At 69.3% G+C, this 22,823-nt stretch carries 25 protein-coding genes; 13 read left to right on the plus strand and 12 right to left on the minus strand.

Translation table 11 applies throughout. The features are described 5' to 3' along the window. Window positions 1-822: sugar phosphate isomerase/epimerase (locus GJ634_RS07080; RefSeq protein ID WP_157501623.1), on the plus strand; the 822-nt coding region annotated here is incomplete at its 5' end. Here the strand turns inward: GJ634_RS07080 and GJ634_RS07085 are convergent. Then, a complete protein-coding gene (locus tag GJ634_RS07085) occupies window positions 823-1,554 on the minus strand; it encodes a TIM barrel protein (protein ID WP_331714034.1) in 732 nt (243 codons plus the stop codon). Between the two features lie 95 nt (window positions 1,555-1,649). Here GJ634_RS07085 and GJ634_RS07090 point away from each other — a divergent pair, with 95 nt between their 5' ends. After that, the gene (locus GJ634_RS07090) at window positions 1,650-3,863 is read left to right on the plus strand and encodes a glycoside hydrolase family 3 N-terminal domain-containing protein (protein ID WP_157501627.1); all 2,214 of its coding nucleotides are present in this window, start codon (window positions 1,650-1,652) and stop codon (window positions 3,861-3,863) included. Window positions 3,864-4,637: 774 nt separating this feature from the next. Here GJ634_RS07090 and GJ634_RS07095 read toward each other — a convergent pair. Beyond that, entirely contained in the window at window positions 4,638-5,708 is a 1,071-nt protein-coding gene (locus GJ634_RS07095; RefSeq protein ID WP_157501629.1) for a TrmB family transcriptional regulator, read from the minus strand. Window positions 5,709-5,966: 258 nt separating this feature from the next. On the opposite strand from GJ634_RS07095, the gene GJ634_RS07100 reads away from it, so the two are divergent. The 5 genes from GJ634_RS07100 to GJ634_RS07120 all read left to right on the plus strand — a co-directional run bounded on the left by GJ634_RS07100 (window position 5,967) and on the right by GJ634_RS07120 (window position 11,124). After that, entirely contained in the window at window positions 5,967-7,295 is a 1,329-nt protein-coding gene (locus GJ634_RS07100; RefSeq protein WP_157501631.1) for an ABC transporter substrate-binding protein, read from the plus strand. Window positions 7,296-7,302: 7 nt separating this feature from the next. Then, complete coding sequence (locus GJ634_RS07105) at window positions 7,303-8,346, plus strand: carbohydrate ABC transporter permease (RefSeq protein WP_157501633.1); 1,044 nt, start codon at window positions 7,303-7,305, stop codon at window positions 8,344-8,346. After that, window positions 8,346-9,224 carry a carbohydrate ABC transporter permease gene (locus GJ634_RS07110; protein ID WP_157501635.1) on the plus strand — a complete coding sequence of 293 codons (879 nt, stop codon included), beginning with the start codon at window positions 8,346-8,348 and terminating at the stop codon, window positions 9,222-9,224. Before GJ634_RS07105 ends, GJ634_RS07110 begins: the two co-directional genes overlap by 1 nt. 1 nt (window position 9,225) lies before the next feature. Beyond that, window positions 9,226-10,368 (plus strand): ABC transporter ATP-binding protein, encoded by a 1,143-nt coding sequence (locus tag GJ634_RS07115; protein ID WP_157501637.1) that lies wholly within the window; start codon window positions 9,226-9,228, stop codon window positions 10,366-10,368. Window positions 10,369-10,632: 264 nt separating this feature from the next. After that, entirely contained in the window at window positions 10,633-11,124 is a 492-nt protein-coding gene (locus GJ634_RS07120; protein ID WP_157501639.1) for a DUF4013 domain-containing protein, read from the plus strand. A 7-nt stretch (window positions 11,125-11,131) separates the two neighbouring features. Here GJ634_RS07120 and GJ634_RS07125 read toward each other — a convergent pair whose 3' ends face one another. From GJ634_RS07125 to GJ634_RS07145, 5 genes are all read right to left on the minus strand, one after another. Then, entirely contained in the window at window positions 11,132-12,400 is a 1,269-nt protein-coding gene (locus GJ634_RS07125) for an AGE family epimerase/isomerase (RefSeq protein WP_157501641.1), read from the minus strand. 84 nt (window positions 12,401-12,484) lie between these two features. Then, the gene (locus tag GJ634_RS07130) at window positions 12,485-12,745 is read right to left on the minus strand and encodes a BolA family protein (RefSeq protein ID WP_394350878.1); all 261 of its coding nucleotides are present in this window, start codon (window positions 12,743-12,745) and stop codon (window positions 12,485-12,487) included. Window positions 12,746-12,784: 39 nt separating this feature from the next. After that, window positions 12,785-13,768, minus strand: coding sequence for a flap endonuclease-1 (fen, locus tag GJ634_RS07135; protein WP_157501643.1), 984 nt, complete (start codon window positions 13,766-13,768; stop codon window positions 12,785-12,787). A gap of 38 nt (window positions 13,769-13,806) precedes the next feature. Beyond that, window positions 13,807-14,019 (minus strand): hypothetical protein, encoded by a 213-nt coding sequence (locus tag GJ634_RS07140; RefSeq protein ID WP_157501645.1) that lies wholly within the window; start codon window positions 14,017-14,019, stop codon window positions 13,807-13,809. Window positions 14,020-14,050: 31 nt separating this feature from the next. Then, on the minus strand, window positions 14,051-14,626 hold the full coding sequence (locus GJ634_RS07145; protein WP_331714036.1) for a GNAT family N-acetyltransferase: 576 nt from the start codon (window positions 14,624-14,626) through the stop codon (window positions 14,051-14,053). A 110-nt stretch (window positions 14,627-14,736) separates the two neighbouring features. Between GJ634_RS07145 and GJ634_RS07150 the strand changes: the two genes are divergently transcribed. Together GJ634_RS07150 and GJ634_RS07155 are read left to right on the plus strand one after the other, a co-directional pair. Next, window positions 14,737-15,279: a methyltransferase domain-containing protein gene (locus GJ634_RS07150; RefSeq protein WP_157501666.1), complete on the plus strand. Its 543-nt coding sequence runs from the start codon at window positions 14,737-14,739 to the stop codon at window positions 15,277-15,279. Between the two features lie 23 nt (window positions 15,280-15,302). Continuing rightward, the gene (locus tag GJ634_RS07155; RefSeq protein ID WP_157501649.1) at window positions 15,303-15,701 is read left to right on the plus strand and encodes a DUF3054 domain-containing protein; all 399 of its coding nucleotides are present in this window, start codon (window positions 15,303-15,305) and stop codon (window positions 15,699-15,701) included. On the opposite strand, the gene GJ634_RS07160 is transcribed toward GJ634_RS07155, so the two are convergent. Beyond that, on the minus strand, window positions 15,702-16,919 hold the full coding sequence (locus GJ634_RS07160; protein ID WP_331714038.1) for an MFS transporter: 1,218 nt from the start codon (window positions 16,917-16,919) through the stop codon (window positions 15,702-15,704). Window positions 16,920-17,054: 135 nt separating this feature from the next. On the opposite strand from GJ634_RS07160, the gene GJ634_RS07165 reads away from it, so the two are divergent. Both GJ634_RS07165 and GJ634_RS07170 read left to right on the plus strand, forming a co-directional pair. Next, window positions 17,055-17,267: a hypothetical protein gene (locus GJ634_RS07165; protein WP_157501651.1), complete on the plus strand. Its 213-nt coding sequence runs from the start codon at window positions 17,055-17,057 to the stop codon at window positions 17,265-17,267. A 40-nt stretch (window positions 17,268-17,307) separates the two neighbouring features. Further along, complete coding sequence (locus GJ634_RS07170) at window positions 17,308-18,306, plus strand: ornithine cyclodeaminase family protein (RefSeq protein ID WP_157501653.1); 999 nt, start codon at window positions 17,308-17,310, stop codon at window positions 18,304-18,306. A gap of 133 nt (window positions 18,307-18,439) precedes the next feature. Here the strand turns inward: GJ634_RS07170 and GJ634_RS07175 are convergent, their stop codons facing one another. The 4 genes from GJ634_RS07175 to GJ634_RS07190 all read right to left on the minus strand — a co-directional run bounded on the left by GJ634_RS07175 (window position 18,440) and on the right by GJ634_RS07190 (window position 21,364). After that, window positions 18,440-19,426, minus strand: a complete 987-nt coding sequence (locus tag GJ634_RS07175) for a presenilin family intramembrane aspartyl protease PSH (protein ID WP_157501655.1) — start codon at window positions 19,424-19,426, stop codon at window positions 18,440-18,442. Window positions 19,427-19,469: 43 nt separating this feature from the next. After that, complete coding sequence (locus GJ634_RS07180) at window positions 19,470-19,697, minus strand: H/ACA ribonucleoprotein complex subunit GAR1 (protein WP_157501657.1); 228 nt, start codon at window positions 19,695-19,697, stop codon at window positions 19,470-19,472. Next, window positions 19,697-19,978, minus strand: a complete 282-nt coding sequence (srp19, locus tag GJ634_RS07185; protein ID WP_157501659.1) for a signal recognition particle subunit SRP19 — start codon at window positions 19,976-19,978, stop codon at window positions 19,697-19,699. The genes GJ634_RS07180 and srp19 overlap by 1 nt, the downstream gene beginning before the upstream one ends. Window positions 19,979-20,233: 255 nt before the next feature. Next, window positions 20,234-21,364: a PGF-CTERM-anchored ABC transporter substrate-binding protein gene (locus GJ634_RS07190; RefSeq protein WP_157501661.1), complete on the minus strand. Its 1,131-nt coding sequence runs from the start codon at window positions 21,362-21,364 to the stop codon at window positions 20,234-20,236. 58 nt (window positions 21,365-21,422) lie between these two features. On the opposite strand from GJ634_RS07190, the gene btuC reads away from it, so the two are divergent. Continuing rightward, on the plus strand, window positions 21,423-22,526 hold the full coding sequence (gene btuC, locus GJ634_RS07195; protein WP_157501663.1) for a vitamin B12 ABC transporter permease BtuC: 1,104 nt from the start codon (window positions 21,423-21,425) through the stop codon (window positions 22,524-22,526). 44 nt (window positions 22,527-22,570) lie between these two features. Then, a partial coding sequence (locus tag GJ634_RS07200) for an ATP-binding cassette domain-containing protein (protein ID WP_331714039.1) occupies window positions 22,571-22,823 on the plus strand: 253 nt, incomplete at its 3' end.

A 22,823-nucleotide genomic window follows, 5' to 3' on the forward strand; every position in this document is an offset into this window, starting at 1 on the left:
GACGAGGCCGCGCAGGCCGAGTTGCAGGCGACACTCGACGACCACGGCCTCCGGGTCTCGGCGCTCGCGACGCACAACAACCCGCTCCACCCCGACGACGACCGCGCCGCGACCGCCGACCGGGAGCTCCGCGAAGCCATCGAACTCGCGGCCCAGCTCGGCGTGGAGACGGTGACGACGTTCTCGGGGCTGCCGGCCGGCAGTCCCGACGGCTCGGTCCCGAACTGGATCACGGCGCCGTGGCCCACCGAACACGCCGACGCCCTCGAGTACCAGTGGGAGGAGGTCGCAGTCCCCTACTGGAGCGAGGTCGCGGCGTTCGCGGCCGACCACGGGGTCGACGTCGCCATCGAGATGCACCCGAACATGCTCGTCTACGAGCCCCACGGGCTGGTCGAACTCCGCGAGCGCACCGGCGACGCCGTCGGCGCGAACTTCGACCCCTCGCACCTCTACTGGCAGGGCGTCGACGTGCTCGACGCGGTCCGCTTCCTCGGCGAGCGCGACGCGATTCACCACGTCCACGCCAAGGACACGAAGGTGTACGACGCGAACGCGCGAACGAAGGGCGTCCTCGACACGACGCCGTACGACGACGTCGAGGACCGCTCGTGGCTGTTCCGAACGATCGGCTACGGCCACGGCGAGGACCACTGGAAGGACGTGGTGTCGACGCTCCGGATGGCGGGCTACGACGGCGCGCTCTCCATCGAACACGAGGACGCGCTGACGAGCAGCCGCGAGGGCCTCGAGAAGGCCGTCGACGTGCTCCAGCGCGCCGTCTTCGGGACGCGGCCCGGGGACGCCTACTGGGCCGAGTAGCTACCAGTCGGCGTCGACGACGCCGGCGGCGGCGTCGAGTGTCGCGTACGAGTCCGGGCGGTCTTCGGCCTCGTAGACGAGCCAGTCGACGTCGGCGTGCCGGACCGCGTCGACGGCCGCAGCGACGTCGAGGTCGCCCTCGCCGACTTCGACCGTCTCGCCGGCGGCCGCGTCGTAGTCCTTGAGGTGGACGAGGTCGACGCGGTCGGCGTACCGGTCGAGGACCGCGAGCGGGTCGTAGCCAGCTGCGCCGACCCACCCGAGGTCGACCTGGTAGCCGACGCCGTCGGCCGCGTCGAGGAGCACGTCGATGGCGGGACCGCCGTCGAGGTCGGCGAACTCCTGGTCGTGGTTGTGGTAGTGAAGCTCGAGGCCGTCCGCGGCGAGGCCGTCCGCGGCGGCGGAGAGGCGTTCTCCGGCGGCCGTCGCGGCTTCGACGGACGCGAAGTGCTCGGGGTCGAGCCACGGGACAACGATGGCTTCGCAGCCGAGGTCGCGGTACGTCCGTGCGACGCCCGCGGGGTCGGCTTCGAGGTCCTCGAGTCCGACGTGAGCGCCCGCGGCGTGGAGGCCGGCGGCGTCGAGGGCCGCGTTCAGTTCGTCGACGGAGGCGTCGCCGAGGCCGGCGAACTCGACGCCGTCGAACGGCGTCTCGCCGACGCGTTCGACGACGGCCGGAAGCGGGTCGTCGACGGCGTGCAGGCTGTACAGTTGGAAGCCGAGCTGTGTCACGTCCCGACGGTGTCGGCCGACCACCATAAACTCCGGGCGTCCCGCGGCGGTTTCGACCCCGCGTTTTTAGTAGCGGAGGGGCGACTGTCACGCCGATGAGCACTGACGACGAGCGCCCCCCGTACCGACAGCCGGCGCTGTCGGTCGCGGAGCGCGTCTCCGACCTGCTCGAACGGATGACCGTCGAAGAGAAAGCCGGCCAAGTCGTCGGGACGTGGTGCGGGTTCCTCGGCGGGGAGACAGACCTCGCGGACGTCAAGCGGCTGATTGCCGACCACCACGTCGGCGTCGCGGCGCCGTTCGGCTGGGGCGGCGCGCGCTACGAGCAGCTCGGCGAGGTGGTCGAGGCGGCCAACGAACTCCAGCGGCACGCCACCGAGGAGACGCGGCTCGGCATCCCGCTGCTGCTGAACGTCGACGCCGTCCACGGGAACGCGTACGTCGCGGGGTCGACGGTGTTCCCGAACGCGCTCGGCGCCGCGGCGACGTGGGACCCGGACGCCGTGGAGGCCGCCGCCGACGTGACCGCGACCGAGGTGCGCAGCGTGGGCGCCCACCAGAACTACTCGCCGACCTGCGACGTGGCCCGCGACCCGCGCTGGGGGCGGACGTTCGAGACGTTCGGCGAGAGCCCGCGGCTCGTCGCCGAGCTCGCCGCCGCGAAAGTGCGGGGGTATCAGGGCGACGGCCTCGGCGACGACGACGCCGTCGTCGCGACGGCCAAGCACTTCCCCGCGTACGGCGAGCCCACGCGCGGCGAGGACGCCTCCACAGTCGACGTCTCCGAGTACACGCTCCGGAACGTCTTCCTGCCGCCGTTCGAGGCCGCCGTCGACGCCGGCGTCGAGTCTGTCATGCCGTCGTACAGCTCCATCAACGGGGCGCCCGCTCACGGCTCCCGCTCGTACCTCACCGACCTCCTGCGAGGCGAACTCGGGTTCGACGGCCACGTCGTCTCCGACTGGAACGGCGTCCGCCACCTCCCCGACGACCACGGCACGGCGGCCGACCGCCGGGACGCGGTCCGGCAGGCCCGGGAAGCCGGCGTCGACGTCGCCTCGGTCGGTCACACCGGCCACGTCGAACACCTCGCGGACCTCGTTCGCGACGGCGAGTTCGACGAGCGGCGCCTCGACGAGAGCGTCCGCCGCGTGCTCCGCCTGAAGTTCGAACTGGGGCTGTTCGAGGACCCGTTCGTCGACGAGGCGGCGGCCCGCGAGACCGTCGGCAGCGACGACCACCGCGACGCCGCGCGGGACGCCGCACGGGACAGCATGACGCTGCTGAAGAACGACGGCCTGCTCCCGCTGGACGGCGACGAGGACGTCTTCGTCGGCGGCCCGAACGCCGACGACCGCGTCCACCAACTCGGCGGATGGAGCGTCGCAAACGACGAGAACGTCCCCGGCGAGACCGTGCTCGAGGCCGTCAGGGAGCGGACGTCCGGCGACGTCACGTACGAGCAGGGGACGACGCTCGACGAAGAATTGGACGTCGAGGCGGCCGTCGAGAAGGCCGCCGCCGCCGACGTCGCCGTGCTCGCGCTCGGCGAGGGCTGGTACCTCCACGAGTTCGGGCCGCAGGCGCAGGCCGGCACCGAGACCGGCGAGTGGCCGACGCGCTCGGAACTCGGCCTCTCGGACGCCCAGCGGGAGTTCGCGCGCCGCGTCCACGAGACCGGGACGCCCGTGGTCGGCGTGCTGATCACGGGCCGCCCGCTCGCCGTCGACTGGCTGGACGCCAACGTCCCCGCGATTCTGCTCGCGTACTTCCCCGGAACGGAGGGCGGCGGCGCCGTCGCGGAGACGCTGTTCGGCGACAACGACCCGAGCGGGCGCCTCCCGATTTCGGTGCCCGAGGACGCCGCGGACCTCCCGCAACGGTTCAACTATCTCGCGCACCCGCGTCCCATCGGCGACGACGAACACCCGGACTCCTACGACCCGCTGTACGAGTTCGGGCACGGCCTGAGCTACACGACCTTCGAGTACGACGACCTGCGCGTCGACGCCGCGGACCGCGACGGCGGCGTCGACCTCTCGGTGACCGTCCGCAACGCCGGCGACCGCAGCGGCACGGAGACGGTGCAGGCGTTCGCGCGACAGGAGACGAGCTCCCGCGTCCAGCCCGACCGCAAGCTCGTCGGCTTCGAGCGCGTCGACCTCGACCCCGGCGAGGCCAGCGACGTGTCGCTGTCAGTGCCCGCCGACCACTTCGGCTTCTACCGGCCACACGGCGGCCACGTCGTCGAATCCGGCACCTACCACGTGTTCGTCGAGTCGCTGTCGACGTCGTTCGACCTCGACTGACGGCCCGGCGCGCTCGCCGGCTCTTTTCGAGTGAGACGGTCGTGCGGAGCAGACGATAGACTGCAACTCCAGAGAATTTTGCCGATGTACAATACTATTCTCTCGAATTATCATTCTCTAACTGTTGTGTAGGACGATACAGAAGTAGCTGTAGAGGAGAAGGAACGTCTACATCTTGTGGTTGTTGAGAACAACGAGTAAGAGTCAGACAAGTCAACTCAGTTATCGTATCTCTCGGCGGAGCAACGGAAACCGAGATTTGAGACAATACTATCGAGCTTCGGCCGGCGACGTTCTCGCCCGACGCCGCGAGAATAACACGAGTACAACTGTTATGGACTGTCGGGCGGGTGCCGCTCGCAGCGGTCGTCAGTCCACGAACGCGAGCGAGCTGTTCGAAGCATACGTAACCTGTGTATTCTATCTACACCTATGATATTCTACCTAATTTCGTGGTACTAACTAACACTATTTCTATTTCGGGAGTCATGAGTCCTTAAAGGTTCGAATTCATCGATTTATCGAACCCGTCTGCCGTGTTGCACCGCGTATTAGAGAGTGTCTACGAGCACGCCTGTATCTAACCGAAAGCCTCTATACTTCAATTTCAGTCTGTCTCGAAGGAGACTCGAACTGAATAGACACTCATCACACGTATCAGAATTCGATAGACAGTAGAATATCGATAGAACAGTTCGTGGGCGGCGAGAGAGCAGTCACTGAGCGAAGTGAGGAGCGAACGAGACGTCGAACGGAACGCGACTCCGGCCGCAGTCACTCGAACGGTTCGTAGGTCACGTCGAGGACGTCGATGCGGCGGAGTTCGAGGTCCTCGAACACGGCGCCCCACCCGCCGACGGACACCGTGTCGTCCGCCGCGTCGACGCGGAGGGTCGTGAGGCTCGCGAGGTCGGCGAGCCTCGGGGAGCGGCCGGCGTTCGCGCCGAGGAAGTGGACGTCCGAGACCGTTCCGGTGACCGTGCGTTCGTCGTCGGAGTCGACGTCGATGCCGTGGACGGCGACGCGGAGGCGGTAGCCGTCGGTCCAGCGGTCGTACCAGTCGCGGACGAACTCCTCGAGGGTGACGTACGTGACGGCGTCGTCCGCGCGGTAGAGCCGCGGAGAAGTGTTCCAGAGGCACGTCAGGAAGTACCAGTGGACGACGAACGGGAGGATGCGGTCCCGAATCAGGACGCCGTAGCTCTCGTCCGCGCGGTCGTTCGGCGCGAAGCACGTGCGGTCGCGGTCGATGACGACGAGGAAGGGGCCGGAGAGCGGGCAGCCGCGGAGCTCCGAGACGGCGCCGTCGGGGTCGAAGCTCTCGCTCGAATCCGTCTCGGCGGCCGTGTAGACGGCCGCGCGCACGACGACGCCGCGCTCGCGGGCGGCTTCGAGCGCGGGTCGGAGGCGGGCGAGTTGGTCCTCGCGCGCGGCGACTTCCACGACGTACTCGGCCTCTCCGACGAGGTCGACGGCGTGGTCGACGGCGGTCGCCGCGCGACCCGTGACGGCGACCTTGTGGTCGGTGAGCTGGGGCTGGTCGAAGCGCTCTTCGATGGTGTCGGCGGCGGTCGCGAGCTCCTCGCTGTGGGTCTGGAGCTCCGCCGTGAGCGCCTCTGGGTCCGTCGGGCGGGCGTACAGCTTCTCGCGGTCGAGGGTCTCCGCGTACCCCGCCTCCTCGAGGTCGCGGAGCACGTCGTAAATCTGGGAGACCGGGACCGAGCAGTTCCGGCCGACTTCGACGGCGGGCGCGGTGCCGAGGTCCAGCAGCGCGAGGTACGCCTCCACCTGGTACGTCGTCAGGCCGGCGCGTTCGAGCGCCCGGTGGAGGGCGGCTTCGTCCATACCTCTGCAGTACTGACACCGGCATATGAATCGTTTGCCGACGACTGGCGGCGCTCCGACCGCGAGAAGTCCGCCTCACGACGATCCCCCACATCGTTCGTGATACATCGTGAGACGTATGTATTCGGGGGAGTAAACGCGCTCCTGCGTCGAGTACCCCGTGGTGATTGCGGTTATTACTCGGTTCTGGATTAAATATTAGCAACAATTAAGTGGAGCGCTACGAATGGCTTGGTTAGGTTTCGCACACGGGTAACCATGACATCTGACACCAACCTCACTCGACGACGATACCTGCAAGGCACCGGCGCAGCGGGCGCCGCGCTCACGATGGCTGGCTGTCTCGGCGGTGGCGGAGACGGCGACAGTGACGGCGGGACGACGGACACCGACGGAACGACGTCCTCGTCGGGCGGCCAGGAACTCGAGATCGTCCACTGGTGGACTGCCGGTGGGGAAGCCGACGCCCTCGAAGCCCTCGTCGAGGGGTTCGAGGAGGAGTACCCCGAGGTCACCGTCACGAACAACGCTGCACCCGGTGGTGCGGGGAGCGCCCTCGACACCGAGATCCAGAGCCGCATCCTGAACAACAACCCGCCGAGCACGTTCCAGATCTGGCCCGGCGAGTCGTTGAACACGTACCTCGAATCCGACGTCCTCGTCGACATCGGCGAGAGCGTCTGGGACCAGGAGATGCGGGACGCCTACCTCGACGGCGTCAAGCAGCTCTCCCAGCCGGACGGCGACTTCGTCGCGGTCCCGCTGAACATCCACCGGCTCAACAACCTCTTCTACAACGTCGACGTCGTCGAGTCCGCGGGCGTCGACCCGTCGAGCCTGAGCTCGCCGGCTGACGTGCTCAGTGCGATGGAGACCATCCGCGCCGAGACCGACGCCACGCCGATGATTCACCAGACGCAAGCGCCGTGGTCGAGCATCCAGCTCTGGGAGGACATCCTCGTCGGCTCCGCCGGCGTCGACGTCTACCAGGACGTGCTCGCCGGCAACGTCGCGGCCAACGAGCAGGCGGTCCGCGACGCGCTCCAGACGCTCGCCGACTACAGCGACTACTTCAACGAGGACGCCGGCTCGGTCGCCTGGGACCAGGCGAACAACGAGGTCATTCAGGGCAACGCCGCGTTCCTGCACCAGGGCGACTGGGCGGCCGGACAGTACAAGACCGCCGAGGACTTCGACTACGGCGACGACTGGGACTACGTTCCGTTCCCCGGCACCGACGGCATCTACCACGTCGTCACGGACTCGTTCGTGATGCCGACGTCGAACCCGTCCCCGGAAGCGACTGAGAAGTGGCTGAGCTACTGCGGGTCCGTCGACGGGCAGGAACGGTTCAACCCCATCAAGGGCTCGATTCCGCCCCGGACGGACGTCCCGGACGAGGAGTTCGGGCCGTTCCTCACCGAGCAGCGCGAGGACTTCAACGACTCCAGTGCACAGCCGCCGACAATCGCGCACGGAACCGGTGTCACCCCGGAAGTCAAGAGCAACATCGAAGGCGTGTTCTCCTCGTTCAACGGCAGCTGGAACGTCGACAACGCCTACAACGGTCTCACGAACGCGTTCTAGACACGAAATGCGTTCACGTATTTTGCGAGTGCTCGGTGCGAGCGACGAGGACGACCCGGAGACGGCAGAGCCGGACGTCCGTACGGACGGTGGCACGACCAGCGACGCCGCCGCGGCCTCCGGCGAGACGTCGCGGCTCGGCCAGTGGCTCGACAGCGAGTTCGCGAAGTCGCTACCGTTCTGGCTGCCCGCGACGTTGCTCGTCGGGCTGTTCGTCTACGGCGCCATCGGCTGGAACTTCCTCATCTCGTTGACCGACTGGCAGGGCCTCCGCCAGCCCACGTACGAGTCGCTCGACTTCGAGATGTACACGCGGTTCTTCGACAGCGTGTTCGCCGGCGGACTGCTCTCCGGGCCGCAGGAGTACTGGGCGCTGCGGAACACGTTCGTGTTGCTCGTCGTGTTCACCGTGGCGGCGCTCGCGGTCGGACTCCTATTGGCGATTCTGGTCGACCGCGACATCCGCTTCGAGAACACGTTCCGCACCATCTACCTGCTGCCGATGAGCCTGTCGTTCGTCGTGACGGCCATCTTCTGGGCGTGGATGTACAACCCCGAGTCGGGGCTGATAAACCAGACGCTCGGAGCGGTCGGGCTCGGGTCGCTCGCCCAGCAGTGGATTAGCGACCCGCAGTACAAGCTGTTCGCGGTGATGTTCGCGCTCGTCTGGCAGTTCAGCGGCTACGCGATGGTCGTCTACCTCGCGGGCCTGCGCGCGATTCCGTCCGACCAGTACGAAGCCGCGAAAGTCGACGGCGCGAGCCTCCTGAAGATGTACTGGCGAGTCATCGTCCCCCAGCTGCGCGCGTCGACGACCAGCGCCGCAGTGGTGTTGATGGTGTTCGCGCTGAAGGCCTTCGACTTCCTGTACGTGATGTTCGGAACCCGACCCGGGCCCTCCGCGGACATTCTCGCGATGATGATGTACCGCGAGTCCTTCGGCACGACCAACTGGGCGTACGGGTCCGCAATCGCGATGATTCTGTTCGCGCTCGCGCTCGGGGTCATCGCGCCGTACCTCTACCTGCAGTTCAAGCGAGGTGAACTCTGATGGCCACCCAGCAATCCGACTCCTCGTTCGCGTGGAACCGCATCGCGCTGTACGCGACGCTCGGCCTACTGGTCGCGTTCTACCTCTCGCCGCTGGAGAGCGCCATCATGACAGCGTTCAAGACCCAGACGGGGTTCTTCGAGACGTCCCCGTTGGTGCCGCCGACCCCGTCGACGTTCACGCTCGACGCGTGGGGGCAGGCGTTCAACCGCCTCCAGGGCGGGCTCGTGAACAGCCTGCTGTTCACGATTCCCGCGACGCTGCTGTCCGCGACGCTCGGTAGCCTCGTCGCGTACGGGCTGACGAACACGAACTGGCGCGGACAGGCGTTCGTGCTCGTGTTGCTGATCGCGGGCATCTTCATCCCGTACCAGTCCGTGCTCGTGCCGCTGTCGCGGTTCTGGTCCGTCGTCGACCCGGCGACCATCTTCTCGTGGCTGCCGCCGGTCGCGAACCGGTCCGGCCTGGTCGCGCTCGCGGTCACGCACACCGCGTACGGCGTCCCGATTACGACGCTGCTGTTCCGCGCGCACTACAAGTCCCTGGACTCCTCGATGCTGGAGGCCGCCCGGTTGGACGGCGCCAGCATCGCGAAGATCTACCGGCGAATCATCCTGCCGCTGTCGATTCCGATGTTCGCCGTGACGCTCATCTACCAGTTCACGAACATCTGGAACGACCTGCTGTTCGCGCTCGTGCTCATCCAGCAGCCGAGCAACGACGTCGTGACGATCTCGCTGACGGCCCTCCAGGGGTCGATGGTGAGCCAGTACAACCTACAGATGGCAGGTGCGTTCATCACCGCGCTCCCGACGCTGCTGGTGTACATCCTCTTCGGCGAGCAGTTCGCCGAAGGTGTCGCCGGCGGAGGTGCTTAACATGGCTGAACTACAACTCGACAACATCACGAAGACGTTCGACGACGGAGGCGACGAAATCGTCGCAGTCGACGACGTGTCCATCGACATCCAGGACGGCGAGTTCCTCGTGCTCGTCGGGCCGTCCGGCTGCGGCAAATCGACGACGCTGCGGACGATCGCGGGTCTGGAGACCATCACCGACGGCGCCATCCGCCTCGGCGGCGAGGTTATCAACGACAAGCGCCCCCAGGACCGCGACACGGCGATGGTGTTCCAGTCGTACGCGCTGTACCCCCACATGACCGTCCGCGAGAACATGTCCTTCGGCCTCGAAGAGTCGACGGACCTCCCGGACGACGAGATCCGCGAACGCGTCACCGACACCGCGGAGATGATGGGCATCGCGGAGCTCCTGGACCGCAAACCCGGCGAGCTCTCCGGCGGCCAACAGCAGCGCGTCGCGCTCGGGCGCGCCATCGTCCGCAACCCCGCGGCGTTCCTGATGGACGAGCCGCTCGCGAACCTCGACGCGAAGCTCCGCGCGCAGATGCGCACGGAGCTCCAGCGCCTCCAGGAGAACCTCGACGTGACGACAGTCTACGTCACGCACGACCAGACGGAGGCGATGACGATGGGCGACCGCATCGCCATTCTCGACGACGGCGAACTCCAGCAGGTCGGCACGCCGCTGGAGTGCTACCACGAGCCGTCGAACCTCTTCGTCGCGGGGTTCATCGGCGAGCCGTCGATGAACACCTTCGAAGCGCACACCGACGGCGACCGACTCGTCGCCGAACGCTTCGAGTACGCGCTCTCCGAGCGCCACGAGGACGCAATCGACGGCGACAACGTCGTCTTCGGCATCCGACCGGAGGACGTCGAAGTCGGCAGCGACCCGGACGACAGCCACACGTACGAGGTCGTCGTCGACGTCGTCGAACCGAAAGGCGACGAGAACTACGTCCACATGGCCTTCGACGCCGACCGCGAGAACCCCGAGACGTTCACCGCGACCATCGGCGGTCTCCGCCGGGTCGAGGCGGGTGACACGGTCGTCGTCCGGTTCCCGCCGGAGGCCGTCCACCTCTTCGACGGCGACACCGGGGAAGCCGTGTTGAACCGCTCGCTGGACACCGTCGAAGACGTCGAACCGCTCCTCTGACACCGGCGACGCTCTCGGGCATCGGTCGCATCCCGGAACGCCCTTGCGTCCCCAGTGGCTCCCGACACACGTCACGTTAATGTTGCCGGCTCCCCTCGCGTATCCGCTCCGCGGCGAACGAGGCGTGGATACGCTGCTCGTCGGCGGCGCACTCCACCTCGTGAGCGTCTACCTCCCGGTGGCACCACTCGTCGTCGTGCTCGGATATCTCCTCGTCGTGCTCCGTGAGACTGCGGCCGCGCCGGCGAGACGCGCTTCGACGCGCTGCCGCAGTTCCGGAACGTCCGCGAGATTCTCCGCGTCGGCCTCGGTGGCGCGGTCGTCGTCGTCGCGTTCCTGCTTCCGGCCACGGTCACGCTCCTCGTGACTGTCGCCGGCGCGTCACAGCTCTCGCTGTCGGCCGGGGACGTCCCGTTCACGGTCTCGTTCGGGTTCGCGCTCGGGTCGACGACGTCGCTGCTGCTAGCCGTCGTCTTCGTCTACCTCCTGCCGGCCGCCCTCGCCAACTATCTCGCCCGTCGTCAGCTCCGGGCGGCGTTCGACCTCGACGTGCTCCGTCGAGCGGCGGTCCACGGCGGCTACTTCTACGACGTGCTCGTCGGCGTCGTCGCGGGCAGTCTCCTGCTCGTCGCCGCGCGCGCCACCGCGCCGTTCGCGGTCGGGTTCTTCGTCGCGTTCTACGGCGAACTCGTGACGGTCGCCTTCTGGAGTCGCGGCGTCAGTCGCGCCATCCCCGACGTCGTGGACGCCGCGTGAGTGCCCCTCACAGCGACTCCAGGGTTTCGATGCACTCCAGTAGCGCGCGGCCGTTGTGGTACGCGCCCTTGTACATCGCGCCCTTCCGGCCGACGGGCTGTCGGTCGTCGTCGACGCCGGAGTGCCACTCGCCGTGTTCGTCGTCGACGTGGTACTGCTCGACGAAGTCGTACGTCTCCGCGAAGACGTCCCGGTAGGTCTCGTCGCCGGTCTCCTCGTACATGCGCAGCGCGGACGTCATGCACTCGGCCTGTACCCACCACGCCTTGATGCGGTTCGTCGCGTCGCCGTCGAGCGGGCCGAAGAAGTAGAAGCCGCCGTGGTCGTCGTCGTAGCCGTGGTCCAGCGAGAACTCGAAGAGGGACTCGTAGAGGTCGACGAACAGCCGCGTGGAGACGTCGAGCGCCTCCGCGGCTTCCATCGTCAGCCAGACGTTCTCCAGGTCGTGGCCGTACGAGACCACGCGGAAGTCCTCGTCGTCGAGCCGCGGCGTCCAGTCGGGGTCGTACTTGTCCGTGCACGCCGTCAGCTCCTTCCGAACGACCGTGTTCGTGAGCACGGCCAGGAGCTCGTGGAGGCGCTCGCGAGCGGTGTCGTGGCCGGTCGCGCGGTAGAACGTCGTGAACGCCTCCAGGAGGTGGAGGTGGGTGTTCATGAGCTTCAACGTCGGGTCGAGGACGCTCTCCCCCGACTCCTTGGGCGACCAGTCCGGCTCGATGTTCGCGAGGTACGTCGTCCCCGCCGTGACCTGCTCCCAGTCGGGCTCGAAGTACTCGTGGTAGCCGCCGTGGTCGTGGTCTTTGGCCGCGTCGTCGACCGTCTCGAAGAGTTCGACGGCGAGGTCCTTCGCGGCTTCGTCGCCGGTCGCGCGGTAGTACTCCGAGAGCCCGTAGAGCGCGAACGACTGCCCGTAGAGGTGTTTCCGCGGTTTCTGCACCTCGCCCGTTCGGTCGACTTCCCAGTAGAAGCCGCCGTGGGCGTCGTCCCACATCTGCGTCCGGAGGAACTCGAATCCGAGCTCGGCCTCGTCGAGGTAGTCGCCGTCGACGACGTCCGTCCGGGAGAGCCGCGAGAACAGCCACAGCATCCGGGACTGCGTCACGACCATCTTGTCGTCGTTGCCGGCGAACTCGCCGGTCTCGTCGTAACTCAGGATGTAGCCGCCGTGTTCCTCGTCGAGACACCGCGGGAGCCAGAAGTCGAGGACGACGTCCTCGAGGTTCCGCCGGAGCTTCGGGAGGTACTCGGCCGCGAGGTCGTCAGAACCAGTACTCATAGTCGAGTGAGTGATTCGCAGACGCGCCACTAAGCACTGTCGCCTCCCCGCCGGACGGGGCTCCAGCAGCCAGCAGCGACCGGGCTACTGCGCGTGTTCCTCGTACTCCGCTGGCGTGTACGTCGACAGCTCGAGGGCGTGGATGTCCGTGGTCATGTGCTCGTCGAGGGCGTCGTAGACGAGCTGGTGTTGCTGGACGAGGCGCTTGTCCTCGAACGCGGGGGAGACGACGGTGGCGGCGAGGTGGTCGTCGTCGTGCTCGCCGCGCATCCGCGTGACCGTCGCCTCGGCGTCGGGAATCTCGTCCTCGATGATCGCTTCGACGTCAGCCAGCGTCAGGTCCATACCAGTCGTTGGGTGAGCCGGCGAGAAAAGCCCGTGGTATCAGGTCCACTGGTCGAGGCCGGTCTGGACGACGCTGTCCTCGATGCGGGAGAACCCGCGTTCGAGCTCGTCGGCGTCGACCCCCCACTCCTCGATGACGTACTCGCGGGCGGCGTCGACGTCCGGCGACGCGTCGAGGTCGACGTCGTAGTCGTCGGTGACGTCCGGGTTCAGGAACAGCTCGCGGATGCGGTCGGCGTACTCGACGTGCTCGCCCTCGGCGTCGAGGACGCCCCAGAGGTCGCCGTGCTCGCGGATGGCCTTCAGCGCGGTCTTCGGGCCGAAGCCCGTGACGCCGTCGTTGAAGTCCGTGCCGCAGAGGATGCCGACGTCGACGAGCTGCTCCCACGTCAGGTCGTGCTCCTCGAGGGTCGCCTCGAAGTCCATGCGCTCGGGGTCGCCCTTGCTCGTGAGCTGCCGCAGCGTCACGGGCGCGCCCAGGAGGAGGCAGTCGTAGTCGTCGCTGCCCGCGAAGTCGACGTCGTCGTCGACGCGCGCCATGTGCGCGGCCTGCGCTTCGCCCTCCGCGGGCGCCTCGACCTGCGGCACGTCCAGCAGGTCCAGCAGTTCCCGGGAGGTCTCGTGGATGGTGTCGGTGAGCCGCTGCGTGCGCGCTTCGAGGCGCGCGGCCTCGATGGCCTCGCCCGCCTCGCGGGCCTCCTCGAGCTGTTCCTCGTAGCGCTCGCGCTGCTCCCGGCGCGCCTCGACTTCCTCGTCTTTGAGCTCGGTGACGCCGCCGTCCCAGACGAACACCGGCGTGAGGCCGTGCTCGAAGAACTTCGGGAGCCCCTGCACGATGCCGACGAGGTTCGCCACCTCGGTGCCGTCGCCGGTCGTGTAGACGTCGTCGCTGGTCCACTGGACGGTCGTGGTGAGGTACTTGTACAGCCAGTTGTGCGCGTCCACGGCCACCACGTCCCCCTCCAGTTCCTCGAAGGGGACCTCCTCGATGACCGCGAGCTGCCGGAGGTCCGCGTTACCCATTACCCGCCCGTAGGTGGCCCCCGGATTTAACGGTTGAGCTACGGTGCGATGCCGTTCCCGACGAGCAGCAGCGAGAGGCCGATGCCGGTCACGCCGGCGCCGAAGCCCCGCCACGCGCGGCGGTCCCCGACCGCCTCGGCGTACCGCGCCGGGAGTCTCGCGCGCACGAACCCCGGCGCGAGCAGCAGTGGAACCCCGGCGACGAGGTGGGCGGCGCCGAGAACGACCAGCACAGCCGACAGTAGCGCCATGCCGGTGAGTCGACGCCGGACCGAGAAAAAGCTACGAGACGACGAGCGCGGGCGGCCCGCTGCCGGCCTTCCGGTCGAGGAACGCCACCTCCTCCGGCGAGAGGTCGCGCTCGCGGTAGACGTCGAGGCCGTCCTGATAGCGCGCTGCCCGCCCCGCGCAGGGACGCTCCAGCACCAGCTCCGCGATGCCGGTCTCCTCGCCCGTGAACCCGAAGCCGGCCTTGTGGAGCGCCTCGTACGCGAACGGGTTGTTCACCGCGATCTTGACGCGCTCGTGGTCGGCGAGCAGGTGGTCGGCCGCGAACGCGCAGAGTCGCGCCCCGATACCGTCGCCGCGGCGGTCCTCGCGGACCGTGACGTACCGCAGCCAGGCCGTCCCCGCGTCGGTGCGGTCGTCGTTGAACGACACCGCGCCCACGACGTCCGCCGGGTCGTCGGCCTCGCGGGCGGCGGGCGGCCAGTCGCCGCGCTCGGCCAGCGGCGCGCCCTCGAACGCTATCGCCTTCCCGGTGTTCGACATGACGAACTTCCCGGCGTAGCTGAACGCCCGCCAGTCGAGGCGGAGCGTCGGGCCGTCGTCGGCGTCCCCGAGGACCGCGTACTGCACGCGAGTCAGTTGGGCGGCGAGGGCAAAGAGTTGCGTGCCTGCAGACCCTACACATCGGCGTGCACGACGTCCGGTACTTCGAACGGTTCGCGCCCGTCTACGACCTCGCGATGCCGTCCGCGGACCGCGGCGATCTCGCGGCGGGGCTGGCGGCCGCCGAGCGCCCGGTCGAGCGCGTGCTCGACGTCGGCGGCGGCACGGGGCGTGCCGCTCGCGCGCTCGCCCGGGACACGAATGAAGTGCCGGGGCGGGACGTCACGGTCGTCGACGCCAGCGCGCGTATGCTCGCGGAGGCCCGCGAGCGCGGCCTCCCCGCGGTGCAGGGCGACGCCGCAGCGCTCCCGTTCCGCGACGACAGCGCGGACGCCGTCACCGTAGTGGACGCGCTCCACCACTTCCCGGACCGGGACGGCGCGCTCGCGGAGGCGAAGCGCGTGCTCCGGCCGGGCGGCGTGCTCGTCGTCCGCGACTTCGACCCAGAGACGCTGCGGGGCCGCCTGCTGGTCGCCGCCGAGCGCGCTGTCGGCTTCCGCTCGTCGTTCGACGCGCCCGACGACCTCGCGGCGCGGCTGGAGCGCGCGGGACTGGACGCGCGCGTGCTCGACCGCGGGTTCGCGGCGACCGTCGTCGGCGTCGAACCGGGAGCGACATAGTGCCCCGCTCCGAACGCCCCCGCATGGACCTCTACGACGCCGACCCGCGTGCGGTCGTCCGCTTCCTGCCGGGTGACCTGCTGGCCATCTTCGCGTTCGTGCTCGCGGGGACGCTGTCGCACGGCACGCTCACCGCCGAGCGGTACGCCGGCGTTCTCCTCCCGTTCCTCGTCGGCTGGGTGGTCGTCGCCCCGTTCGCGGGCGGCTACGATTCCAGCGTGCTCGAGTCGACGCGGGCCGCGATAGCGTACGGCGCGGTGTCGTGGCTCGGCGCGGACTTCCTCGCGCAGCTGCTGCGCGGGACGCCGTTCTTCCCGGGGAGCGCGGACCCCCAGTTCTTCGTCGTCGCGCTCGTGTTCGGGACGGTCGCGCTCGTCGCCGCGCGGTTCGCGACGCTCGTGGTCGTCGACTACCGCGGGTAGTCAGCGCGCGGCGAGCACGGCGGCGATGACGGCGCCGGTGAGCGCGAACGCCGCGAGCACGCCGAACAGCGCAGCCGCGTTGGCGTACTGGAGGACGGTACCGGCGACCGCCGACCCCGCGGCGCCGACGCCGAACACGCCGAGGTACGTGTAGCCGTAGGAGAGCCCGCGCGTCCCCGAGGGCGTGTACTGGGCGACGGTCGCCTGGTACATCGGCTGGATGACGAACAGCGTGAACCCGAGGAACACGCCGACCACCAGCAGCGGGAGGAGGCCGGCGTTCGCGGCGGGGAGGAAGACGACTGCGAGCACGGCGAGGGCGGCGAACGTGAAGCCGATGCCGCGCTCGGTGGGGATGCGCTCGGTGAGCTTCCCGCCGACGTACTGGCCGGCGACGCCGACCGTCAGCAGCCCGGCGTACGCGTAGCGGTACGGTTCGAGGTCGCGGCCGGCGAACTCGACGGGCGCGAACGCGGGCATCCCGGAGAGCAGGTCCGGGAGGAAGGTGAGGACGCCGCGGTAGTAGAGCCCGCTCAGCATGACGAGGACGAAGACGGCGACGAACGGCCCGGCGAGCAGGAGCTTCGACTCCGCGAGGAAGTCGCTCACCGAGGAGACGCCGACGCTGGCCTTCGAGTCGCCGCCGTCCGGCGCGGCGACGGCGGCGCGCTCGTCGAAGCGCACGCGGACCGCGACGACGCCCGCGACGACCGCGGGGACGGCGAGCAGGGCGGTGACGAGCCGCCAGTCGGCGACGAGCAACAGCAGGGTGACCGCGAGCGGGCCGGCGGCGGTGCCGACGTTGCCGGCGATGCCGTGGTACGCGAAGGCGTCGCCGCGGGCTTCCACGCCCGTGGAAATTAGCGAGAGCCCGGAGGGGTGGTAGACGCTGGCGGCGACCCCCCAGCAGGCGAGCGCGAGCGCGACGACGAGGATGGAGGGAGCGACCGAGAGCAGCGCGAAGGAGGCCGCCATGCCGAACAGGCAGCCGGCGATGAGGCGCCGCGAGCCGACGGTGTCCGAGAGGACGCCCCCGGGGAGCGCGCCGAGCCCGAAGAGCGCGTAGCCGACGGCGACGACCAGCCCGACGGTGCCCTGCCCGACCGGGAACGCCTCGAGCCACAGCGGGATGAGAATCGGGATGGAGAGTTCGTAGGTGTGGACCATGGCGTGCGCCAGCGCCACGAGTCCGACGATGGAGCGGTCGTTCCGGTTCACGGTGTTCGGTCTGGAAGTCGCCGCTCAGCGTTAAAGGCGTGTGGCCTCCGGCAGACCGCTTCGTAACTTACACAGATGGTATACCAAACCCCCACCGAACTATTATGTGCCTCCGGATGAACGTATCAAGTAGCTATGGCGGGCTACTACGACGCCCTGCTCGCGGCCCTCCCGCTGTCCCTCGCCGGGATTGCGGGCGGACTCGCAGCCGCGGGCGTCGACCTCACAGTCGCGCTCACGCTCGGCGGCGTCGCCGCGACCGCGCTGACCGCGCACGGGCTGTTCGTCAACGACCCCACCTCGGCGACAGACCGGCGCACCGACCCCGGGTACGAGTCCGCGGACTGACTCCCCGACGCTTTACTACGCGACCCGCGAAACGGCTCGTATGACCGAGACGCTGTTCCTCTCCGACGGCGACGTCGCGGGGCTCGCCGACCCCGCGGACTACGTCGACGCGGTCCGGGACGCGTACCGCCAGCGCGGCGAGGGCGCGCCCGCGGAACCGCGCACGAAACTGCTGAACGAGTCCCCGCCCGGGATGTTCACCGCGTACGCCGCGGTGCTCCCGGAGACGGGCGCGATGGGCGGGTACATGTACAGCGCGGGGTTCGCGGACGCCGACGCGTGGTTCGTCACGCCCCTCTTCGACGCCGAGACCGGCGAACCGCTGGCCATCGTGGACGGCGCGCGCATGAACCCGTTCAAGACCGGCGCGGCGGGCGCCGTCGGCGTCGACGCGCTCGCCCCCGAGGACGCCAGCACGCTCGCGATCATCGGCAGCGGCGCGCAGGCCCGCGGACAGCTCCGCGCGACGGCGACGGTCCGGGACTTCGACGCCGTCCGCGTGTACTCGCGGACCGAGGCCAACCGCGAGGCGTTCGCCGACGAGATGGGCGACGTCGTCGACGCCCCCGTCGAGGCCGTCCCGTCGAACACGGCGGCCGTGGAGGGCGCGGACGTCGTCGTCACGGCGACGAACGCCAGCGAGCCCGTCTTCGACTCGGAGGACCTCGCGGACGGCGCCCACGTCACCGCGATGGGACAGTACCACCCCGAGAAGCACGAACTCGACGCCGAAACCGTCGAGCGCGCCGTCTACGTCCCGGACCTCCGGGACCGCGTCACGCAGGACGCCGGCTCGTTCGTGCACGCCCTCGACGAGGGCGCCGTCACGGAGGACCACGTCCACGCGGAACTCGGCGACGTCGTCGCCGGAAACGCGCCCGGCCGCCAGTCCCCCGACGACGTGACAGTCTTCGACAGCGGCGGCACGGGCATCGAGACCGCCGCGGCCGCCCACATGCTCTACGAGCGCGCCCGCGAACGAGACCTCGGCACCGAGATCGAGTTCGCGGCGGCGAGCGACGCGCTCACCGGCGAGTAGCGCGAAGGTTCAAGTGCGAGAGCGGGACCACGCCCGCCCGTGCTCTGACGAGTCGCGCGGAGCGGCCTCGCGGGAGCGTGGCGGCCCGCTCCGCGACGCGATTCGCCACCTGTCAGCCCCACCAGCCGCGGCTCTAGATGTAGGGCGCGAGTCCGAGCGCCTCCACGAGCGGGATGCCCGCAGCGACCGCGCCGAGGAGGTAGCCCGCGATGGCGCCGCCGTTCAGCAGCGGGAGGCCGGCGTGCGCGCGCCCCGCGAACACCATCCGCATCAGGACGAGCAGCCCGACGAGCGTGCCGACCATGGCGGTCAGCGCCGCGAGCTCCACGCCGAAGACGGCCGGCGTGTCGAGGAAGTGCGCCGCGCTCGCGACGAGAATCGTCGGCATCACGGCGTCACCGAGCCCGATGAAGTACGCCTCGCGGTCGCCGTCCTCGGTGCCCTCGAGCTGGCGCTCCTCGTCCCCCTCGGCGTCCGCGTCGTCGGCTGCCTCGCCTTCCTCCTCCCCGTCGCTGCCTTCCGCGAGGAACGAGTAGCCGCGCGTCGCGGGCACCACCAGCACGATGGGGAGCCGGAGCTCCATCACGCCCTCCGCGAGCGTGAGCATGTGCTCGGTGCCGTAGACGCTGATGGCGTCGTAGACGGCCAGCGCCGTCAGCAACACGAGCGCGGGCAGAATCCCGAAGCTGATGCCGAACAGGGCCGCGGCGCCCATCCCGAGGATGGCGCCCGCGCTGTCGACGACCCACCACTCGGGGTAGGCGTACAGCGCGACGACCAGCGCCGCTGCGGGCACGTACGCGGCGGCGTTGACGCCCGCGACGTCGACGGTCGGGAAGACGACCCCGAAGACGTACGTCGCGATGAACCCGCTCGTGAACAGGATGAACCCGCGGAGAATCCACTGCTGGTCGTACTTGATGACCAGCAGGATGCCCGCCGTCGCCACCAGCAGGAACGCGACGTAGACGATGCTGTTCAGCGGGTTCTGCGGGTTCTCCGTGGACTGGAGGCCGGCGCTCTCGAACGGCTCGAGGAGCGCGAGCGTGCCGAACTGCACGACGAGAAACAGCGCGACGACGCCCACGAGCACCGGGACGCCGCGCAGCGAATTCTTCATGCCCGGAGCGTCGGCCCACGCGTGCTTTGGCTTTGCGACTCGGTCACCGGACGTACAGCGTCTGCCCGACCAGCGCGGGGAGGTGGACGCCTTCGTCGGGCGTGACCGAGAGGTACGGGCGTTCGACGGGACCGAAGACGTCGACGACGCGCCCGACCTCGTCGAGGTTCTGGTCGACGACGACGGCCCCGATGTCGGGGTGGTCGCCGCCCTCGCAGCGCACGACCGCGACGTTCTGCGCGGTGCGGACGACGTCGCCGGCGCGCTCCATTATTCGCGCAGCGCCGTCACGTACGCCGCGACGGCCTGCAGGAGGTCGGACTTCCCGGCGTCGTCGGCGCCCTGCACGAGGACGCGCCCGGAGTCCGTCCAGTGCTGGCGCGGGTACGCGACGTCGCGCTCGACGACCGCGTCGTAGCCGACCTGCTGGACGGCGGTCGCGACCTCGTCGACCGTCGGTTCCTCGACGGAGAGGGACTCGGGGACGCGGCGGCCCTCGCGGCGCGACAGCGTCGCGTCGAAGTACGCGGGCCAGATGACGTTCTCGACCATACGTCGGGTAGCGGGTCGCGCCCTTAAACGGTATCGGACGCGTGCTCGACCGGAGGGAGAGCACGTTAGAGCGAACGGCGAGCGGCAGCGAGCCGTGAGCCGCGTGCCGCGTGACGGGAAAGAGGCCACGTCAGAGCGAGCAGAGAGCACTAACGACGAACGGTGAACGGAGTGAACCGTGAGCGCAGCGACCCGCGAGCCGCGTGCCCGAATGAAGCGAGGCCAAGATTGGGCTAACGCGAAGCGTCGCGCCGTTTAGCCGCGACGCCGCGCGAGCAGGCCGGCGACGAGGACGGCGACGACCGCGGCGGGGATGCCGAAGCCGGGGATGGTCGTGCCGGTGGACTGCGTCGTCGCTTCGGTCTCAGGCTCGGTCGCGGTCGGCTCCTGCGCGGTGGCGGTCGCCGTCGCGTTGGCGTCCGCGTACGCGTCGGGGTGGAACGCCTGCGCCATCTGGGTCATCGGTTCGACGACGCGGGGCGCGGGCTGGCTGATGTGGTTGGTGTTGACGACGACGATGTTCCCCTCCTCGAAGGCGGTCGTGTTCCGGAGAATCGACCCCTCGCCGACGTACGACCGGCTGTCGTTGCCCAGTTCGTTCGGCTGGGCGCTCACGACGAGGAACTCGGGATCCTGTTCGACGACGTACTCGGCGGAGAGCTGCGGGTACGCCTGCGTGGTGTTGGCGCCGGCCGCGATGTTGTCGCCGCCCGCTCGCGAGATGATCTGGCCGATGAAGGTGTTCGGGCCGGCCGTGTAGCGGTCGCCCATGTCGTAGAAGACGCTCGGCTGCTCCTCGCCCTCGACGGCCGCTTCGACGGTCTCGACGCGGTCGCGCATCTCGGTGACCGTGGACTCGGCGCCCTGGCACTCGCCGGTGAGCTGGCCGATGGTCTCGGTCTTCTGGTAGATGTCCTCGATGGACCGGGCCATCTCGAAGCGGTAGACGGTGACGTTCGCGTCGCGGAGCTGGGCGACGGACTCGTTGTTGATGGTGTTCGGCGCGAGCACGAGGTCGGGGTCGAGGCTGATGACCTGCTCGACGTCGACCGTCGACGGGAACCCGGAGGTCACGACCTCGCGCTCGTCGGCGCCCTCGAGGAAGCCGGCGAACTGGGAGACGCCGACGACCTTTCCGCTGGCGCCGAGCTCCCACATCGTCTGGGCGGCGCTCGGGTTCAGCGTGACGACGCGCTCGGGCTCCTCGGAGACGGTGACGTCGTGCCCGCTCGCGTCTTCTTTCGTGAGCGGGAACGAGCACTCGAGGGCCTGCGCGCCGGTGTCCGCGGCGGCGTCGTCGGCCACCGGGGCTGCGGCGCCGGCGGCCGGCGCCGCCGCGGACAACAGCAGTAGTACTACTCCAACTACGGTTGCGGCCTGTCGCATGGTCGGAGGACGGAGCCAACGCAATAAATATTTGCCTAAAGAAACTACGGTTGACCAGATGCGCGCCCACACCCGGGCGAGCGCGTGGACCGCCGGCACGTTCCTCGCGCTCGTCGCCGTCATGCTCACCAGCGCCACCGTCGGCCCCGTCCCGATTCCCGCCGACCGGGTCGCGCTCGCGGCGCTGGACGCCTTCGCGGTCCCCAGCGCCGCGACGTTCTACGTCACCCCCGTCGCCGTCCCCGCCGTCGGCGCCGTCCCGTGGGTCACCGTCGACCTCACGTACACGTCGCCCCTGAACTTCGCGGTCCCCGCCCAGCAGCAACTCATCGTCGGCGACATCCGGCTGCCCCGCATCGTGCTCGGCGCGGTCGTCGGCGCCGCGCTCGCCGTCGCCGGCACCGTCATGCAGGGGTTCTTCCGCAACCCCATGGCCGACCCCTCCATCATCGGCGTCTCCTCGGGCGCCGCCGTCGGCGCCGTCACCGCCATCGCCTTCCCCCTCCTGCTCCCGTTCGGCGTGCAGGTGTCGGCGTTCGTCGGCGCGCTCGTCGCCGCGTTCGGCGTCTACCTGCTCGCCACCGAGGGCGGCCGGACGCCCGTCACCACCCTCCTGCTCGCGGGCGTCGCCGTCCAGACGTTCCTCGGCGCCATCACCTCCTACGTCATCGTCCACTCCGGGGACAGCATCCGCGAGGCGATGTACTGGCTGATGGGCCACCTCCACCTCGCGAACTGGTCGGACGTCGAACTCACCCTTCCGGTCGTCCTCGTCGGCAGCCTCGTCCTGCTGGCGTACGGCCGCGACCTGAACGTCCTCCTCGCCGGCGAGGAGGACGCGCACACCCTCGGCGTCGAGGTCGAACGCACCAAGCGCGTGCTGCTCGCCGTCTCCAGCGTCGTCACCGCGGCCGCCGTCTCCGTCGCCGGCGTCATCGGCTTCGTCGGCCTCGTCGTCCCGCACGTGATGCGGCTGCTCGTCGGCCCCGACCACCGCGTCCTCCTCCCCACGTCGGCGTTCGCGGGCGGCGCGTTCCTCGTCGCCGCGGACACGCTCGCGCGCGCCGGCCCCGCCGAGCTCCCCGTCGGCATCGTGACGGCGTTCGTCGGCGCCCCGTTCTTCCTCTACCTGCTCCGGCAACGCGAGGTGCACGCGCTGTGACCCTCGACGTCCGCGACGTCGACGTGGAGCTCGGCGGCACGCAGATTCTCGACGCGGTCAGCGCGGACGTCGACGACGGCCGCCTCGTCGGCGTCGTCGGGCCGAACGGCGCGGGGAAGACGACGTTCATCGAGACGCTCGTCGGGCTTGTGCGGAAGACCAGCGGGACCGCGGAAGTGTTCGGCCACGACGTCGAGGACGACTACCGGGAGGCCCGGGACGCCATCGGGCTCGCGCCCCAGGAGTTCAACGTCGACCGCTTCTTCCCGATTCGGGAGGTCCTGATGCACAAGGCGG

This window comes from Halobacterium sp. CBA1126 (genome assembly GCF_009741975.1).
GTDB lineage: Archaea > Halobacteriota > Halobacteria > Halobacteriales > Halobacteriaceae > Halobacterium.